The organism is Streptomyces sp. NBC_00989 (assembly GCF_045162655.1).
Taxonomy (GTDB): domain Bacteria; phylum Actinomycetota; class Actinomycetes; order Streptomycetales; family Streptomycetaceae; genus Streptomyces.
Genome location: NZ_CP108728.1, coordinates 4087556 through 4103191 on the forward strand (window position 1 = coordinate 4087556; position 15636 = coordinate 4103191).

At 70.0% G+C, this 15636-nt stretch carries 16 protein-coding genes; 9 read left to right on the plus strand and 7 right to left on the minus strand.

The genetic code is table 11. The annotated features are described in order from the left end of the window. Positions 1-5: 5 nt before the first annotated feature. From OG714_RS17475 to OG714_RS17490, 4 genes are all read left to right on the plus strand, one after another. Complete coding sequence (locus OG714_RS17475; RefSeq protein ID WP_406122033.1) at positions 6-980, plus strand: ABC transporter ATP-binding protein; 975 nt, start codon at positions 6-8, stop codon at positions 978-980. Between the two features lies 1 nt (position 981). After that, positions 982-1752 carry an ABC transporter permease gene (locus OG714_RS17480; protein ID WP_406122035.1) on the plus strand — a complete coding sequence of 257 codons (771 nt, stop codon included), beginning with the start codon at positions 982-984 and terminating at the stop codon, positions 1750-1752. A 113-nt stretch (positions 1753-1865) separates the two neighbouring features. Continuing rightward, a complete protein-coding gene (locus OG714_RS17485; protein WP_406122036.1) occupies positions 1866-3188 on the plus strand; it encodes an ABC transporter ATP-binding protein in 1323 nt (440 codons plus the stop codon). Beyond that, complete coding sequence (locus tag OG714_RS17490; protein ID WP_406122037.1) at positions 3185-4057, plus strand: ABC transporter permease; 873 nt, start codon at positions 3185-3187, stop codon at positions 4055-4057. Before OG714_RS17485 ends, OG714_RS17490 begins: the two co-directional genes overlap by 4 nt. A gap of 26 nt (positions 4058-4083) precedes the next feature. Here OG714_RS17490 and OG714_RS17495 read toward each other — a convergent pair whose 3' ends face one another. Next, complete coding sequence (locus tag OG714_RS17495) at positions 4084-4416, minus strand: ATP/GTP-binding protein (RefSeq protein ID WP_406122038.1); 333 nt, start codon at positions 4414-4416, stop codon at positions 4084-4086. 221 nt (positions 4417-4637) lie between these two features. On the opposite strand from OG714_RS17495, the gene OG714_RS17500 reads away from it, so the two are divergent. Beyond that, a complete protein-coding gene (locus tag OG714_RS17500; protein ID WP_406122039.1) occupies positions 4638-5666 on the plus strand; it encodes an LLM class flavin-dependent oxidoreductase in 1029 nt (342 codons plus the stop codon). Positions 5667-5758: 92 nt separating this feature from the next. Here OG714_RS17500 and OG714_RS17505 read toward each other — a convergent pair whose 3' ends face one another. Beyond that, positions 5759-6151, minus strand: a complete 393-nt coding sequence (locus OG714_RS17505) for an SCO5389 family protein (RefSeq protein ID WP_393034818.1) — start codon at positions 6149-6151, stop codon at positions 5759-5761. Between the two features lie 253 nt (positions 6152-6404). Here OG714_RS17505 and nucS point away from each other — a divergent pair, with 253 nt between their 5' ends. Beyond that, positions 6405-7076 carry an endonuclease NucS gene (gene nucS / locus OG714_RS17510; protein WP_405990778.1) on the plus strand — a complete coding sequence of 224 codons (672 nt, stop codon included), beginning with the start codon at positions 6405-6407 and terminating at the stop codon, positions 7074-7076. Positions 7077-7173: 97 nt separating this feature from the next. Here nucS and OG714_RS17515 read toward each other — a convergent pair whose 3' ends face one another. From OG714_RS17515 to OG714_RS17525, 3 genes are all read right to left on the minus strand, one after another. Then, complete coding sequence (locus OG714_RS17515; RefSeq protein ID WP_406122041.1) at positions 7174-9687, minus strand: ATP-binding protein; 2514 nt, start codon at positions 9685-9687, stop codon at positions 7174-7176. A 276-nt stretch (positions 9688-9963) separates the two neighbouring features. Further along, positions 9964-10287 carry an STAS domain-containing protein gene (locus OG714_RS17520; RefSeq protein ID WP_019060737.1) on the minus strand — a complete coding sequence of 108 codons (324 nt, stop codon included), beginning with the start codon at positions 10285-10287 and terminating at the stop codon, positions 9964-9966. Between the two features lie 145 nt (positions 10288-10432). Continuing rightward, on the minus strand, positions 10433-11281 hold the full coding sequence (locus OG714_RS17525) for a 3-hydroxyacyl-CoA dehydrogenase family protein (RefSeq protein ID WP_019060736.1): 849 nt from the start codon (positions 11279-11281) through the stop codon (positions 10433-10435). 194 nt (positions 11282-11475) lie between these two features. Here OG714_RS17525 and OG714_RS17530 point away from each other — a divergent pair, with 194 nt between their 5' ends. The 3 genes from OG714_RS17530 to OG714_RS17540 all read left to right on the plus strand — a co-directional run bounded on the left by OG714_RS17530 (position 11476) and on the right by OG714_RS17540 (position 14601). Further along, entirely contained in the window at positions 11476-12048 is a 573-nt protein-coding gene (locus OG714_RS17530; protein ID WP_406122043.1) for a cob(I)yrinic acid a,c-diamide adenosyltransferase, read from the plus strand. Between the two features lie 299 nt (positions 12049-12347). Continuing rightward, complete coding sequence (locus OG714_RS17535; RefSeq protein ID WP_406122044.1) at positions 12348-14174, plus strand: glycosyl hydrolase family 18 protein; 1827 nt, start codon at positions 12348-12350, stop codon at positions 14172-14174. 232 nt (positions 14175-14406) lie between these two features. Continuing rightward, complete coding sequence (locus OG714_RS17540) at positions 14407-14601, plus strand: hypothetical protein (RefSeq protein WP_406122045.1); 195 nt, start codon at positions 14407-14409, stop codon at positions 14599-14601. Here OG714_RS17540 and OG714_RS17545 read toward each other — a convergent pair. Together OG714_RS17545 and OG714_RS17550 are read right to left on the minus strand one after the other, a co-directional pair. Further along, entirely contained in the window at positions 14588-15034 is a 447-nt protein-coding gene (locus OG714_RS17545) for a DUF2550 domain-containing protein (RefSeq protein WP_329257486.1), read from the minus strand. The genes OG714_RS17540 and OG714_RS17545 overlap by 14 nt on opposite strands. 138 nt (positions 15035-15172) lie before the next feature. After that, the gene (locus OG714_RS17550) at positions 15173-15547 is read right to left on the minus strand and encodes a F0F1 ATP synthase subunit epsilon (RefSeq protein WP_365309655.1); all 375 of its coding nucleotides are present in this window, start codon (positions 15545-15547) and stop codon (positions 15173-15175) included. Positions 15548-15636: the final 89 nt, after the last annotated feature.

Genomic DNA, 15636 nt, shown 5'->3' on the forward strand with positions numbered 1-15636 from the left:
GCCGCATGATCGAGCTCGAGGGGCTGACCAAGCGGTACGGCGAGAAGGTGGCGGTCAACAACCTCACCTTCGCCGTCAGACCCGGCATCGTCACGGGCTTCCTCGGCCCGAACGGCGCCGGCAAGTCGACGACCATGCGCATGATGCTCGGTCTCGACCGGCCGACCGCCGGTGACGTACGCATCGACGGCCAGCGCTACGACCAGCTCAAGGACCCGCTGAAGTACATCGGCGCCCTCCTCGACGCCAAGGCCATGCACGGCGGGCGCAGCGCCTTCAACCACCTGCTGTGTCTCGCGCAGAGCAACGGGATCCCCAACAGCCGCGTCCACGAGGTGCTGGACACCGTCGGTCTCACCGCCGTCGCGAAGAAGAAGGCCAAGGGGTTCTCGCTCGGCATGGGCCAGCGGCTCGGTATCGCGGGCGCGCTGCTCGGCGATCCCCGCATCCTGATGTTCGACGAGCCGGTCAACGGGCTCGACCCCGAGGGCATCCACTGGATCCGCAACCTGATGAAGTCCCTTGCCGGACAAGGCCGTACGGTCTTCGTCTCCTCGCACCTGATGAGCGAGATGGCGCTGACGGCCGACCACCTCGTCGTCATCGGCCAGGGCCGCCTCCTCGCGGACACCTCCATGGCCGACTTCATCCAGCAGAACTCGCGCTCCTACGTCCGGATCCGCACCCCGCAGCGCGAGCGGCTGCTCGATGTCCTGCACCAGGCCGGGATCACCGTCGTCGAATCCGGCAGCGGCGTTCTCGAAGTCGACGGGGGCAAGTCCGAGCAGATCGGTGAGCTGGCCGCGTCGCACCAGCTCGTGCTGCACGAACTGAGTCCCCAACAGGCCTCCCTGGAGGAGGCGTTCATGCAGTTGACCGCGGAGTCGGTGGAGTACCACGCGCATTCCGACCCATCAACACCTCTTCCCGCGGCACCTGCCGAACAGCAGGGCTGGGGCGACGGCTGGAAGAAGGGCTGACATGGCGACGACCCAGGTCATCCGGTCGGAGTGGACCAAGATCCGTTCCGTCGCGTCGACGGTGTGGACGCTCTCGCTGGCCGTGGTGGTGACGATCGGGCTCGGCATGCTCATCTCGGCGCTGTCGAAGAGCCAGTTCGACGACATGAGCGCCAAGGACAAGCTGTCCTTCGACCCGACGTTCATCAGCTTCGCCGGGATGAGTCTCGGTCAGCTCGCGATGATCGTGTTCGGGGTGCTGGTCGTGTCGAACGAGTACAGCACCGGCATGATCCGCACCTCGCTCGCGGCCGTCCCGCAGCGCGGCACCTTCCTCTTCAGCAAGATCGCGGTGGCCGCCGGGCTGTGTCTCGTGGTCGGGCTGGTGACGAGCTTCCTCACGTTCTTCCTCGGGCAGGCGATGCTCGGCTCCCACAGGGCGGAGATCGGCGACCCGGGCGTGCTGCGCGCGGTGATCGGCGGCGGGCTCTACATGACCCTGATCGCGCTGTTCTCCATGGGCGTCGCCTCGATGCTGCGCTCGCCGATGCTGTCGCTGGGCATCCTGATGCCGTTCTTCTTCCTGATCTCCAACATCCTCGGCAACGTCTCCGCGACGAAGAAGATCGGCCAGTACCTGCCCGACCAGGCCGGCAGCAAGATCATGCAGGTGGTCACGCCGGTGGACGACTCCGCGCCGTACGGGCCGTGGGGCGGGTTCGGGATCATGGCGCTGTGGGTGGTCGCCTCGCTCGTCGGCGCGTACGTCCTGTTGAAGCGCCGGGACGCGTAGCCGAGGCCATTGCTTTACTTTCCCTTGGGCGGAACCGTCAGCGCCCCGATATCCTCCTAACCCTTACGGGGGCGTGTGCCCTGCTGTCCTGATCCTTTCGATGGGTGCGGAGCATGATCGAGGCTGTCGGCCTGACCAAGCGCTACGGCGACAAGACCGCCGTGTACAACCTTTCCTTCCAGGTGCGGCCCGGTGCCGTCACCGGTTTCCTCGGGCCCAACGGCTCGGGCAAGTCGACGACGATGCGCATGATCCTCGGCCTGGACAACCCCACGTCAGGACAGGTGACGATCGGCGGCTTCCCCTACCGCAAGCTGCCGAACGCACCCCGTCAGGTCGGCGCCCTCCTCGACGCGAAGGCCGTGCACGGCGGCCGCAGCGCCCGTAGCCATCTGCTGAGCCTGGCCCAGCTCTCGGGCATCCCGGCCCGGCGCGTGGACGAGGTGCTCGGGGTCGTGGGCCTCCAGGACGTGGCGAGAAAGCGCTCCAAGGGCTTCTCCTTGGGTATGGGCCAGCGGCTCGGCATCGCCGCCGCGCTCCTCGGCGACCCGCAGGTCCTGCTCTTCGACGAGCCGGTCAACGGCCTCGACCCCGAGGGCATCCTCTGGGTGCGCAACCTGATGAAGGCGCTCGCGGCGGAGGGCCGTACCGTCTTCGTCTCCTCGCACCTGATGAGCGAGATGGCGCTGACCGCCGACCACCTCATCGTGATCGGGCGCGGGCAGCTCCTGTCGGACATGAGCGTGCGGGACTTCATCTCGGCGAACTCCGCCGACTTCGCGCGCGTGCGCACCCCGGACACCGAGCCCCAGCTGCGCGAGAAGCTGACCTCCGCGCTGACCGAGGCGGGCGGCCACGTCCTGCCCGAGCAGGACGGCGGGCTGCGCGTGACGGGACTGCCGCTGCCGCGCATCAGCGACATCGCGCACGACACGGACGTACGGCTGTGGGAGTTGTCCCCGCATCAGGCCTCGCTTGAGGAGGCGTACATGCGGATGACGCAGGGCGCGGTCGACTACCGCTCGACGATCGACCAGAAGGCCGGCCTGATGCAGCAGCTGCCGCCGGGCGCGCAGCCGCCCATTCCGGTACCGGGCCAGGGCCAGCCGGGCTGGTACGCGCCGCCGTCGCCGCAGCAGGGTGGCCAGCCGTTCGCGATGGGCCGGCCCGCGGCGAATCCTTACGGCGCCCCGAACCCGTACGGCGCCCCTGCGGCGCCCGGCGCGGCGATGCCGGGCTCGTACGGGCCCCCGGCGCCCATGGCTCCCCAGGCGCCGTCACAGCCGCCTCAGGGCCCGGCTCAGGATGCGCCCGCGGTTCAGGCACCCGATGCCGCCCCGGCTCCCGCTCCGGCCGCGCCCGCGCCCGCGCAGCCCGCCGCCGCCTCCTCCCCCGCACCCGCCGCCGACCTGACCAAGCCCGAGGACGCCCGATGAGTACGCCCCAGCCCCCGATGCCGCAGGCAGCCGCGCCCAACTGGCAGGCGGCGCCCGGTCCTTCGTACGGCGGGTACACCTCGCCGATCCCGGTGGTGCGCACGCATCTCGGGCATGCGCTCGCCTCCGAGTGGACGAAGATCAAGTCGGTCCGTTCGACGCTCTGGACGCTCGGTGTGTTCGTGGTCCTCGTCGTCGGCATCGGCCTGCTCGCCGCCGTCGTGGTCAGCAACTCCTCCTCGGAGCTGCGCGGCGAGAACCCGCTCTCCTACGGCTTCTTCGGGCTGCTGCTCGGCTGCATGTGCATCATCACGCTCGGCGTGCTGACCACGGCCTCGGAGTACGGCACCGGCATGATCCGCACGACGATGACCGCGTGCCCCAGCCGCGGCCGGGTCCTCGCGGCGAAGTCGATCGTGTTCTTCGGGGTCGCCTTCGTGGTGACGCTGGTGGCCTCGGCGTTCGTCGCCTTCGTGGACGCCTCGCTGCTGGAGAACAACGGCGCGAAGGACCCGTCCGCCTCCGAGTGGCTCAAGGGGACCGTCGGCGTCTCCCTCTACATCGCGCTGCTCGGGCTGCTCTCGCTGATCGTCGGCTCGATCATCCGGCACTCGGCGGGCGCGATCACCGTCATGATCGGCGCGGTGCTCGCCCCGCTGGTCATCGCGCTGTTCATGTTCTCGCAGTCCCTGGAGGGCGTCCGCGAGAAGCTGTTCGAGTACTCGATCCCGAACCAGCTCAGCGTCTTCTACTCCAACTCCCTGACGGAGAGCGGCCCTTCGGGCTGGGACCCGCTGTGGATCATCGTGGGCGTGACGGCCGTGGCGTTCGCGGGCGCCGTCGCGCTGCTGGAGAAGCGGGACGTGTGAGCCGTACCACTTTCTAGCAGGTCGGCCTAGAACCTCGGCGCGTTCCTGGACCGCTGCACCCGTGTGGTGCGGCGGTCCTTCGCGTTCCAGCAGGCCTTGTGCCAGTGGCGGCGGTCGTCGACGCCCGCGTGCTCCGGCCAGGCCACGACGTGCGGGACACCGGAGGGGATCTGCTGGTCGCAGCCGGGGCAGCGGTACGTCTTGCCCTGTGCGCTCGCCCCGGCGACGTGGCGCACGCTCCACTCCTCGCCCTGCCAGTGCTCGGTGGACTGCCAGCCGCCGTAGCGGCCCGAACGCTCGTCGTCGGCACTCTGGCCGGCGGAACCGGGCTCCTTGGGTCGGTTGCGACGCGGGGACACAGAACACCTCACGGGGCTATACAGGAGGCAAGGGCTGTGTCCAGCCTACGTGGCCCGCGCAGGGGTACGCGAAGGGCATCAACCCGTACAAGTCCCCCTCGGGACCGCGCATTCTGCAGACAATCCGCAAATCTCTCCGCCAGGCCGTGTCCTCGGCACGTGTCGGGCGGTTATGCCCGGTGGGGGAGCTCCGTGTCGGAGCCAAGGAAGCAGGAAAAGCCATGCGCGTCGGAAGTTTTGTGTTGGCGGCCCAGTTCCCGGGGCAGGGCCAGGGGGAGGCCCTGCACCGCGCGGTCCGCTCGGTGGAGGTCGCGGAGGAGGCCGGACTCGACACGGTCTGGCTGGCCGAGCACCATTTCGTGCCCTACGGCACCTGCCCGTCCGCGATCACCCTGGCCGCGTTGCTGCTGGGCCGCACCCGGCGCATCCGCGTCGGCACCGCGGTCAGCGTGCTGCCCACGGTCCACCCGGTCGCCCTCGGCGAGCAGGCCGCGCTGCTGCACGTGACGAGCGGCGGGCGCTTCTCGCTGGGCGTGGGGCGCGGCGGGCCGTGGGTCGACCTGGAGGTGTTCGGCTCGGGTCTCGCCGCGTACGAACAGGGGTTCCCGGAGTCGCTCGATCTGCTGATGCGCTGGCTGCGCGAGCCGTCGGTCGCGGGCACCGGGGACCGCTTCGCGTTCCGTGAAGTGCCCGTCGTACCAAGGCCGTCGGAGGCGCTGTCGGACGCGCCGGGCCCCGAGGTCGTCGTCGCCTGCACCTCGCCCGCGAGCGTGCGGCTGGCGGCCGAGCGGGGCCTGCCGATGCTGCTGGGCATGCATGTCGGGGACGAGGAGAAGGCCGAGATGGTCGCCCTGTGGCGGCAGTCGGCGCGGGCGGCCGGGCGGCCGGTGGAGGAGATCCGCGGCGCGGCCCATGTGTCGGCCGGCGTCTGCCAGATCGCGGACAAGCGCGCGGACGCGGTGGAGGCCCTGGTGAAGGCGATGCCGGGCTGGCTGAAGCAGGGGCTCGACGCCCACGTGACGGTGGACGACCGCGAGCGCCGGATGCGCGACCCGCTCGCGTACACCGAACTCCTTTGCGGACTGCACCCGGTGGGCACCCCGCGGCTGTGCGTGGACCGCCTCGCGGCGACCTCCGAGCGGACCGGCATCTCCCGCTTCGCGCTGCTCGTCGAGGGGTCCGGGGACCTCGCGGCGACCGAGGAGAACGTACGGCGGCTCGGCGCCGAGGTGCTCCCGCACCTCGGCTGAGCGAACCGCGCTGGACGATCCGCGGGGAGCTTGCCGCCCCGTACAGAGCACCTCCCGCGTACGGAGCGGCAAGCAAGTGCGCCGTCGCCGCGTCAGCAGTCCCTGAACTCCGGGGACTGGTTGAGCAGTTGGCTGCGCACGGAGGTGAAGCGGGCCAGCGTCTCGTCGACCGTGCCGTCCAGCGGGAACACCGCCACCCGGTGGCAGTTCTGGAAGGCCAGGCGTACACCGAAGTGCCGCTGCAGCGCGCCGCGTATCGCGTCACTCGCGAGCGCACGCAGCAACTGACCGCGTGCCTGCTCGTCCGGCGGCGGCGTCTGGTTGTCGGCGAACGCACCGCCGTCGACCTTCAGCTGAGCCACCAGGGAGCTGATCATCTCCCATGCATAGGGCAGGGAGGTCCGGACGCAGTCGACGAATTCAGCTTCGTCGACCTCGCCTCGCTCGGCCTTTTCGAGTAGGGCCGGTGAGACGTCGAGCGACATGGGTTCTCCTCTCGCACCCCCAACGCGCGGGGGTTGCCGGACAGATAAGGGAGTCCGCGATTACGAACACGCTGCGTACACGTCTCGCGACCTCCCGTTTATACGGTAGGCAACGGAGGGGGGCGGCACCAGGAGAATGCGTACATAGGGAACTCTCAATAGGCCCACAATCGGCCATGAATGAACAAGGGGCGTCACGGGTCTTCCAGGGCGAATCGCGTGCACCCACGCCCGTCGAGTAGCGTTGCCCACCATGCGTCTCGTCATTGCCCGGTGTTCCGTGGACTACGCGGGCCGGCTCACCGCCCACCTGCCCTCCGCCCCCCGTCTGATCCTGGTGAAGGCGGACGGCAGCGTCTCGATCCACGCGGACGACCGGGCCTACAAGCCCCTCAACTGGATGTCGCCGCCCTGCACGTTGAAGGAGGGTTCCGGCGAGGACGAGGGTGTCTGGACCGTCATCAACAAGGCCGGCGAGAAGCTCATCATCACGATGGAGGAGATCCTCCACGACTCCTCGCACGAACTCGGCGTGGACCCCGGCCTGATCAAGGACGGCGTGGAAGCGCACCTCCAGGAGCTGCTCGCCGACCGCATCGACACCCTCGGCGAGGGCTACACGCTGATCCGCCGCGAGTACATGACGGCCATCGGCCCGGTCGACATCCTGTGCCGGGACGCCGAGGGCCAGACCGTCGCGATCGAGATCAAGCGGCGCGGCGAGATCGACGGCGTGGAGCAACTCACGCGCTATCTGGAGCTGTTGAACCGCGATCCCCACCTCGCCCCGGTCCGCGGCATCTTCGCCGCCCAGGAGATCAAGCCCCAGGCCCGCGTCCTCGCCACGGACCGCGGCATCGGCTGCACGGTCCTGGACTACAACGCCCTCCGCGGCATCGAGGACGACAAACTGCGCCTGTTCTGACCGGACTTCGCCAGACCTTCGACAGACACTGGCTTCGCTACGACGAAAAGGGCCGGTTCCGATCATCGGAGCCGGCCCTTTCGTGTCGTACGGAGGGTCAGATGACGGCACCCGCACTACTCGACGTGTCCGCGCCGGAACTCTCGGGCGCGACCGAACTGGCCGTCTCGACGGGGGCACTTGAGGCCGCGCCGCTCGCCGAGGTGTCGGCGGACGGGGTGATCGACGGCGTGGGCGAATCGGTCGGCGTCGGGGACTCGCTCGGCGACGGCGACGCCGAAGTGCTCGGGGACGTCGACCTCGTGGGCGTCGGGCTCGACGAAGTCGGCCTGCTCGTCGGGGACTTGGTCGGCGACGGAGTGTGCGACCCGTTCCCCGTCCCGCTCGGCTTGTCCGAAGGCGTCCCGCCGTCCGTCGGCGTCGGATCGTCCGACGTCCCGTAAGTCCCGTCCGGACCCGGGTCGGTGGGCCGACTGGTGGCCGTACCGGTGTCGCTGCCGTCGCCCTTCTTCGCGGGGTCGGCGCCGAGGCTGTCGTCGCCGGCGCCCTGGCTGGCGGACGGGTTGACGCCGACCTTGTCGGACGGGTTGTCGGCGTTGTTGTTCGACGTGGCGCCCAGGGTCACCACCGTGCCGAGGACGGCGGCGAGCAGGACGCCCGCGCCGGCCGCGACGAGGTTGCGCCGGGCGTAGCCGCGCAGGCCGCCCCGGGCCTTGTTGTGGGACTTCGGGGGCGAGGGCTGGTGCGCGACGAGGGTGTAGGTGTCGCCGGGCAGCTGGAGCGGCGGGAAGGGCGCCGGTATGCCGCCGGGCGGTGAGGCCGACTCCTCGTGGCGCGCGTCGGGCACTTCCTCGCCGGCCGTGGAGCCGAGGGCGAGCGCGATGCCGGACCGGTCGGCGACCAGGGCGAGGGCACGGCGGCCCGCGACGGCACCGCGCTTGTCGGCGGCGGCGCCGCGCAGGCCGATGGACGACTCCAGCTCGGCACGGGCCCGGTCGAGCTCGCCCTCGCAGAGCGCGAGGACGCCCGACTCGTGCTGGAAATAGGCCTGTTCACCCACGTCGTCGGCGAGCTGGGCGGCCTCGGCGCCGGAACGCAGCGCGTGCTCCCAGGCGCTCCAGTGCAGTCCGGCGGCGAACGCGGGCGCCGCCGTGCGGGCCAGGTGGACCGTGGTGCTCTCCTCGCCGTCGCCGGGCGGTGTCGTCGCCGGCAGGAGGGCGACGAGCGCGGCGAGCAGGGCGTCCGCCTCGGCGCACACGCGCGCGGGCGTGACCGAGGGGTGCCCGGCCCACCAGGAGTAGTGCAGGGCGGCGATGAGGGCACCGGACGCGACGTCGTCGCCGTATCCGGCGGCCTCCAGCTGGGTCTGGACGCCGACGGCGAGCCGGTAGCGGGAGCCGACCGGGGAGACCAGTCCGCAGCCCGCGAGTTCGCCGAGGGCGGCGTCCGCGTGGGTGTCGCCGACGAGCGCGGGCAGATGCGCCTGGTGCGGCACCTCGCCGCCGAGCGCGACGGCGAAGCGCAGGGTGGCCCGGGCCGAGGTGCTGAGCCGGGAGGCGAGCAGGGGCGCGGGCGCGGCGGCCTCGCCGAGGGACGGCAGGGGTACGGAGTCGCCCTCTTCGGAGTCGAGGGGCGGGGCGTCGAAGGGCGCGTCGACCGGGGGCGCGTCCTGGAAGACGCCGAACTCCTCGACGGCGCTGGTGCCGACGCGCATTTGGTCGCGCTGGCGGAGCAGGGCGCCGGCCTGGACGAAGCGCAGGGGCAGGCCCTCGGACTCGAAGTACAGGTCGCCCGCCCAGTTCGCCTCCTCCTCCGTGAGGACGCGGCCCACGGCACGCTCCAGGACCTCCACGGCGCCGGGCCGGCCGAGGCCGCCGAGGAAGACCTCCTCGATGGCGGAGTCCGCGGACGGTGCCGGGATCTCCGGGGTCGCGGCGATCAGGAAGGCGCACTCGGGTGTCGCGTCGAGGAGGTCGTCGAGGGCCGCGGCGCCGAACTCGATGTCGTCCAGGACGACGACCGCGCCGATCTCCCGCGTCAGCGCGAGGAGTTCCGCGCGTTCGGGCCGGTGCAGGGGTGCGTCGTAGACGGCGTGGAAGAGGTCGTGGAGGAGGTCGGTGGCGGTGCGGTGGAAGCCGGTGAGGCGGATCACGCCGTCGGGGGCGAGGTCCAGGCAGTCCTCGGCGACGAGGTCGAGCAGGCTGGTGCGACCGGAGCCCGAGGGGCCGGTGAGGCGTACGGAACGGCCGCGGGCGAGCAGCCGTACGAGACGCTCGCGCTCCTCCTGGCGCTCCAGGAGCGGCAGTTCGGGGCGATTCAGGCCGGGCGGGACCGGTGGTCTGGCCGCGCGGGCGGCCTCGGCGCGCTCGGCGGCGCCGAGCTTCGCGGGCCGGCCGGGCCGCCTGCCGGGCGGGCAGACCTCGATCTCGCTGCCGTCGACGGGGTTGACGGTGAGCAGGAGGTCACCGGTGACCAGCTGCACGGTACGGGCGAGTGCGGGTGTGTGCTGGCCGAAGTCGGGTGTGAGGGGTTCCCGGGGCTGGCGCTGACGCGACGACGTGCCGTCGCCGTCATGGCCGTACTCCTCGGGTCCCCGGTCGATCGGGTCCATAGGTCCAAGCCCCCCAAAAGCGTCGTGTGCGGGTCGACAGGACCCAAGGCCCCTCCCGGCCTTGTGCACACCGCGCTGTCGCTTCTGGTCCGGGCCCGCTCGAAGGGTTTTAAGGCAGCGGGCGACCGAACCCTAAACCTTCGCACAGTATCTACGACAGGCCGGGGTACCGCGCCGTCCGAGACGTCACAGTCTCGTGAGGATTGTGCGTGGTGCACATGTCCCGGGCACCTGACGTGGGCTCTTCCGAGAAGCGTGACACTTTCGGCGAAAGTGTCACACCCTGGGAAGCGACTCCACCCCGATGCCGCCCTCGATGGCGAGGATGCGGTGCAGCCGGGTGGCCACGAGCAGGCGCTGCATCTGCGGCGGTACGCGGCGCAGCACGAGGCGGCGGCCGCAGCGGCCGGCCCGTCGGTGGGCTCCCATGATGACACCGAGGCCGGTGGCGTCCCAGGAGTCGAGCTCGGACAGGTCCAGCACCAGATCGCCGACTCCGTCGTCGACGGCCGAGTGCAGGACCGTACGGGCGTCCGCCGCGCTGCGGACGTCGAGGCGGCCCCCGACGACCAGCTCGACGTGGTCGCCCCTGATGTACATATGCGCTCCCCGTGAGTGCGGTGGCGTACTCCGTGATGTAGGTGATGCAACCTCTGACTGCGTGAAGTGCCACGAGGTTGCCGTCTGTGAGCGAACCGATACCGAATTCACCCCTGCGCGTGATGGGTCAGGGGCGTGTGCGGTTTCAGTGCTTGTAGAAGCCCTGCCCGCTCTTGCGTCCGATGTCACCGGCGTCCACCATTCGGCGCATCAGCTCCGGCGGGGCGAACTTCTCGTCCTGCGACTCGGTGTAGATGTTGCTCGTCGCGTGCAGCAGGATGTCGACGCCGGTGAGGTCCGCGGTGGCCAGCGGGCCCATCGCGTGGCCGAAGCCCAGCTTGCAGGCGAGGTCGATGTCCTCGGCGGTGGCGACGCCCGACTCGTACAGCTTCGCCGCCTCGACGACGAGCGCCGAGATGAGACGGGTCGTCACGAACCCGGCCACGTCACGGTTGACGACGATGCAGGTCTTGCCGACGGATTCGGCGAACTCCCTTGCGGTGGCGAGGGTTTCGTCGCTCGTCTTGTATCCGCGCACCAGCTCGCACAGCCCCATCATCGGGACGGGCGAGAAGAAGTGCGTTCCCACGACGCGCTCCGGACGCTCCGTCACGGCCGCGATCTTCGTGATCGGGATGGCGGAGGTGTTGGAGGCGAGTACGGCGTCCTCGCGTGCGATCTTGTCCAGCGCGCGGAAGATCTCGTGCTTGATTTCGAGCTTCTCGAAGACGGCCTCGACGACGATGTCCGCGTCGGCGACGGCGTCGAGGTCGGTGGTCGCGGTGATGCGTCCAAGGGCCGCGTCGGCGTCGTGCGCCTCCAGCTTGCCCTTGCTCACGAACTTGTCGTACGAGGCCTTGATGCCGTCGGTTCCGCGCTTGAGGGCTTCGTCGGTGACATCGCGCAGGACGACGTCCCAGCCCGCCTGCGCGGAGACCTGGGCGATACCGGAACCCATGAGTCCGGCGCCGATGACGGCAAGCTTCCGTGCCACTGTGCGACTCCCCTTTGAAACGCTTACAGCGTGTATCCGTATGCCTCTCGGCGGACACTAGCGAAGGTGCGGCGCTGTGTGACCGGTTAGTAACGCGCGTCACGTCTCATCTGACGGACATCACACCGGCACGGGTCATTCGACCGCCCGTACGGCCTAGTTGAGCACCGGCCGACCCTGACTACGCTGGCCGCATGGTCAATCTGACACGCATCTACACCAGGACCGGCGACCAGGGCACCACCGCCCTCGGCGACATGAGCCGGGTCGCCAAGACCGACGTCCGCATCTCGGCGTACGCCGACACCAACGAGGCGAACGCGGCGATCGGCACGGCCGTCGCCCTCGGCGCCCTCGACGAGGACATCGTCAAGGTCCTCACCCGCGTCCAGAACGATCTCTTCGACGTGGGCGCGGACCTGTGCACGCCGGTGGTCGAGAACCCTGAGTTCCCGCCCCTGCGGGTCGAGCAGTTCTACGTCGACAAGCTGGAGTCGGACTGCGACCACTTCAACGAGCGGCTGGAGAAACTCCGCTCCTTCATCCTCCCCGGCGGCACCCCGGGCGCGGCCCTCCTCCACCAGGCGTGCACGGTCGTACGACGGGCCGAGCGCTCGACGTGGGCGGCCCTGGAGGTCCACGGCGAGGCGATGAACCCCCTGGCGGCGACCTACTTGAACCGCCTCTCCGACCTGCTGTTCATCCTGGCCCGCACGGCCAACAAGGAGGCGGGGGACGTCCTTTGGGTGCCCGGCGGGGAGCGCTGACCGGCAGCGGCGGGCGGTGAGCGGGGCCAAGCGGCGTCACCAGTGCGCGAGTTGGGGGTTTAGCACACGCGCACCGAAGTGGTCCAGACCTATTGACCCGTGGTCCAGACCTTTCTATTCTCGCGGCACTGCGGGTGCGAAGGCTCAGTCGCGCCCCGACATCCCCGACACCCCCCGCCAAAGGCGCGCGACGGTGTCGAGAGGGCGAGCGCGCGAAGGCCCGAAGGGCCGAGCACGGTCGCCCTCTCGACACCGGCTCCAGCGCGCCGGAGGCGTAAAAACAAAAGAGGAGGCGCTCAATGCGCTTCAGACATCGAGCAGTTGCCGGGTTCGCGACCCTGCTGCTCCCGCTCGCCGCTCTCGTCGGTCTGGCCGGTCCCGCGCAGGCCGCGTCGACCGCGACCGCCACCTTCACCAAGACCAGCGACTGGGGTACCGGCTTCGGCGGTCAGTGGACCGTCAAGAACACCGGTACCAGCGCGATCAGTTCATGGACGGTCGAGTGGGACTTCCCCTCCGGTACGTCCGTCACCTCGGCCTGGGACGCGGACGTCACCAACTCCGGCACCCACTGGACCGCGAAGAACAAGTCGTACAACGGCACCATCGCCGCGGGCGCCTCCGTCTCCTTCGGCTTCAACGGCGCCGGCAGCGGCTCGCCCTCCAACTGTTTGCTGAACGGCGGCAGTTGTGACGGCGGCACCACCGTCCCCGGTGACGCGGCCCCCTCCGCCCCCGGCACCCCCACCGCCTCCGCGATCACCAACACCTCGGTGAACCTCTCCTGGAGCGCGGCCACCGACGACAAGGGCGTCAAGAACTACGACGTCCTGCGCGACGGCACCAAGGTCGCCACGGTGACGACGACGTCGTACACGAACACCGGCCTGACCGCCGGCACCGACTACTCGTACACCGTGCAGGCCCGCGACACCGCGGACCAGACCGGCCCGGTCAGCGGCGCGGTCGCCGTGCACACCACGGGCGGTACGACCACTCCCCCGACCACCGGCAGCAAGGTCAAGCTCGGGTACCTCACCGAGTGGGGCACCTACACCCGCAACTACCAGGTCAAGAACCTGGTGACCTCCGGCTCGGCCGCGAAGATCACGCACATCAACTACGCCTTCGGCAACGTGACCAACGGGCAGTGCGCGATCGGTGACGCCTACGCCGACTACCAGAAGACGTTCACCGCCGACCAGTCGGTCAGCGGCGTCGCCGACACCTGGGACCAGCCGCTGGCCGGCAACTTCAACCAGCTGCGCCAGCTGAAGGCCAAGTACCCGAACATCAAGATCCTCTGGTCCTTCGGCGGCTGGACCTGGTCCGGCGGCTTCGCGCAGGCGGCGGCCAACCCGACCGCGTTCGCCAACTCCTGCTACAACCTGGTCGAGGACCCGCGCTGGGCCGACGTCTTCGACGGCATCGACATCGACTGGGAGTACCCGAACGCCTGCGGCCTGTCCTGCGACACCAGCGGCGCGGCGGCGTACAAGAACCTGATGTCCGCCCTGCGCACCAAGTTCGGCTCCAACTACCTGGTCACCGCCGCCACCACGGCGGACGGCACCTCAGGCGGCAAGATCGACGCCGCCGACTACGCGGGCGCGGCCCAGTACGTCGACTGGTACAACGTCATGACGTACGACTTCTTCGGCGCCTTCAACGCCACCGGCCCCACCGCCCCGCACTCCCCGCTCACCACCTACAGCGGCATCCCGACCCCCGGCTTCACCACGGCCGACGCGATCGCCAAGTTCAAGTCGAAGGGCGTGGCCGCGAGCAAGCTCCTCATCGGCATCGGCTTCTACGGCAGAGGCTGGACCGGCGTCACCCAGGACGCCCCGGGCGGCACGGCCACCGGGCCGGCACCCGGCACCTACGAACAGGGCATCGAGGACTACAAGGTCCTCAAGACGTCCTGCCCCGTCACCGGCACCATCGCGGGCACGGCGTACGCCCACTGCGGCAGCAACTGGTGGTCCTACGACACCCCGAGCACGATCGCCGGAAAGATGAGCTGGGCCAAGACCCAGGGTCTGGGCGGCGCGTTCTTCTGGGACTTCAGCGGCGACACCAGCAACGGTGAGCTGGTGAGCGCCATCAACAGCGGGCTGAGCTGATCCCCACGCTGCTCAGCGCCCTGCCGCGGACAGACCTCTCCGGTCTGTCCGCGGTGCGTTGTGTGGAAGGTCTTGCGCAGGGCGCGTTGTGCGCGGGGCGCGCCCCCGGCGTGCACCTCACAGGGTCCTTCGGCCCGTGGCCGCGGGCCGGACGGCTGCTGGGAGCACTCCGTCGACCTGGGGCATCGTGGTCTCCCAGCAACGAACGGAACAGCGCAGTACGGGGGAAATCATGAAGCGCAGGTCCACCATGTCCCGCATCACGAAGCGGCCCGTCACCTCCTGGGCCGCGCTCGCGGGCGCCTTCGCCGCAGCCGTCATGGCAGCCTGTCCGGTCGACGTCACCGTGACCTTCGGCTCCGCACCCCGCACCGTCGTCAGTCAGGCCGACGTACCCAACCCGGTGTGTCCGGTCAGGCCACGTTGACCCGCTGGCCGGGAGGAGCCGCCTCCAGCCAGGCCAGGAAACCGGTCAACGCGTCCTCGCTCATGGCGAGTTCGAGGCGTGTGCCCCGGTGCAGGCAGGTGAGGATCACCGCGTCGGAGAGCAGGGCGAGTTCCTCCTCGCCCTCGGGGAGGCGGCGGCCGGCGACCTCGATCGCCGAGCGTTCCAGCGTGCGGCGCGGGCGGTAGGCGTAGGAGAAGACGCGGTACCACTCGATGCGGTCGCCGTTGTAGCGGGCGACGCCGTAGCTCCAGCCCTTGCCGTTGGTGTCGGGTTTCTCCGGTACGTCCCAGCGGAGCGAACAGTCGAAGGTGCCGCCGGAGCGCTGGATGAGTCTGCGGCGCAGGCCGAAGACGAACAGCCCCACCACTACCAGGGCCACAACAATTCCGCACACAGTCAGAGCGAGGACCATCGACACCGACCTCCTCGTCTCCTAGGTAAAACAGGTAACGGAACGGAAAAAACACCCACATTCGCCTCAGCCGCGGCTGGGGCCGGATTCCTCCGGTCCCAGCCGCGGCTGAGTCACGTCATCGCGCCAACTCTGGGTTCAGCGCGTCTCCGCCGCACGCAGTCGGACGTCCGCGCGGCGCTCGGCGGACTCGTCGCCCTCCGCCTTCGCGCGCTCCAGCTCCCGCTCCACGCGCTGGACGTCGATCTCGTCCGACAGCTCGGCGATCTCGGCGAGCAGCGACAGCTTGTTGTCCGCGAACGAGATGAAACCGCCGTGCACCGCGGCGACGACCGTCCCGCCGTCGCTCGTGCGGATGGTCACCGGGCCCGACTCCAGCACACCGAGCAGCGGCTGGTGACCGGGCATGACGCCGATGTCGCCGGACGTGGTGCGCGCGACGACCAGGGTGGCCTCGCCGGACCAGACCTGGCGGTCCGCGGCGACGAGCTCGACATGCAGCTCAGCAGCCAAGGTGGGCTCCTCGGGTCACCACCCGGCGGTCGTGCCGGGTGTTGGGTCAATTCTAATGGGCGTGAAAGAGGGGGTGGGACACGCCCCAC

What these genes read in the sequence shown, in the direction of transcription:
- OG714_RS17475 (WP_406122033.1), top strand. Translation starts at nt 6, where the DNA reads ATGATCGAGCTCGAGGGGCTGACCAAGCGGTACGGCGAGAAGGTGGCG.
- OG714_RS17480 (WP_406122035.1), top strand. Translation starts at nt 982, where the DNA reads ATGGCGACGACCCAGGTCATCCGGTCGGAGTGGACCAAGATCCGTTCC.
- OG714_RS17485 (WP_406122036.1), top strand. Translation starts at nt 1,866, where the DNA reads ATGATCGAGGCTGTCGGCCTGACCAAGCGCTACGGCGACAAGACCGCC.
- OG714_RS17490 (WP_406122037.1), top strand. Translation starts at nt 3,185, where the DNA reads ATGAGTACGCCCCAGCCCCCGATGCCGCAGGCAGCCGCGCCCAACTGG.
- OG714_RS17500 (WP_406122039.1), top strand. Translation starts at nt 4,638, where the DNA reads ATGCGCGTCGGAAGTTTTGTGTTGGCGGCCCAGTTCCCGGGGCAGGGC.
- OG714_RS17505 (WP_393034818.1), bottom strand. Translation starts at nt 6,151, where the DNA reads ATGTCGCTCGACGTCTCACCGGCCCTACTCGAAAAGGCCGAGCGAGGC.
- nucS (WP_405990778.1), top strand. Translation starts at nt 6,405, where the DNA reads ATGCGTCTCGTCATTGCCCGGTGTTCCGTGGACTACGCGGGCCGGCTC.
- OG714_RS17515 (WP_406122041.1), bottom strand. Translation starts at nt 9,687, where the DNA reads ATGGACCCGATCGACCGGGGACCCGAGGAGTACGGCCATGACGGCGAC.
- OG714_RS17520 (WP_019060737.1), bottom strand. Translation starts at nt 10,287, where the DNA reads ATGTACATCAGGGGCGACCACGTCGAGCTGGTCGTCGGGGGCCGCCTC.
- OG714_RS17530 (WP_406122043.1), top strand. Translation starts at nt 11,476, where the DNA reads ATGGTCAATCTGACACGCATCTACACCAGGACCGGCGACCAGGGCACC.
- OG714_RS17535 (WP_406122044.1), top strand. Translation starts at nt 12,348, where the DNA reads ATGCGCTTCAGACATCGAGCAGTTGCCGGGTTCGCGACCCTGCTGCTC.
- OG714_RS17540 (WP_406122045.1), top strand. Translation starts at nt 14,407, where the DNA reads ATGAAGCGCAGGTCCACCATGTCCCGCATCACGAAGCGGCCCGTCACC.
- OG714_RS17545 (WP_329257486.1), bottom strand. Translation starts at nt 15,034, where the DNA reads ATGGTCCTCGCTCTGACTGTGTGCGGAATTGTTGTGGCCCTGGTAGTG.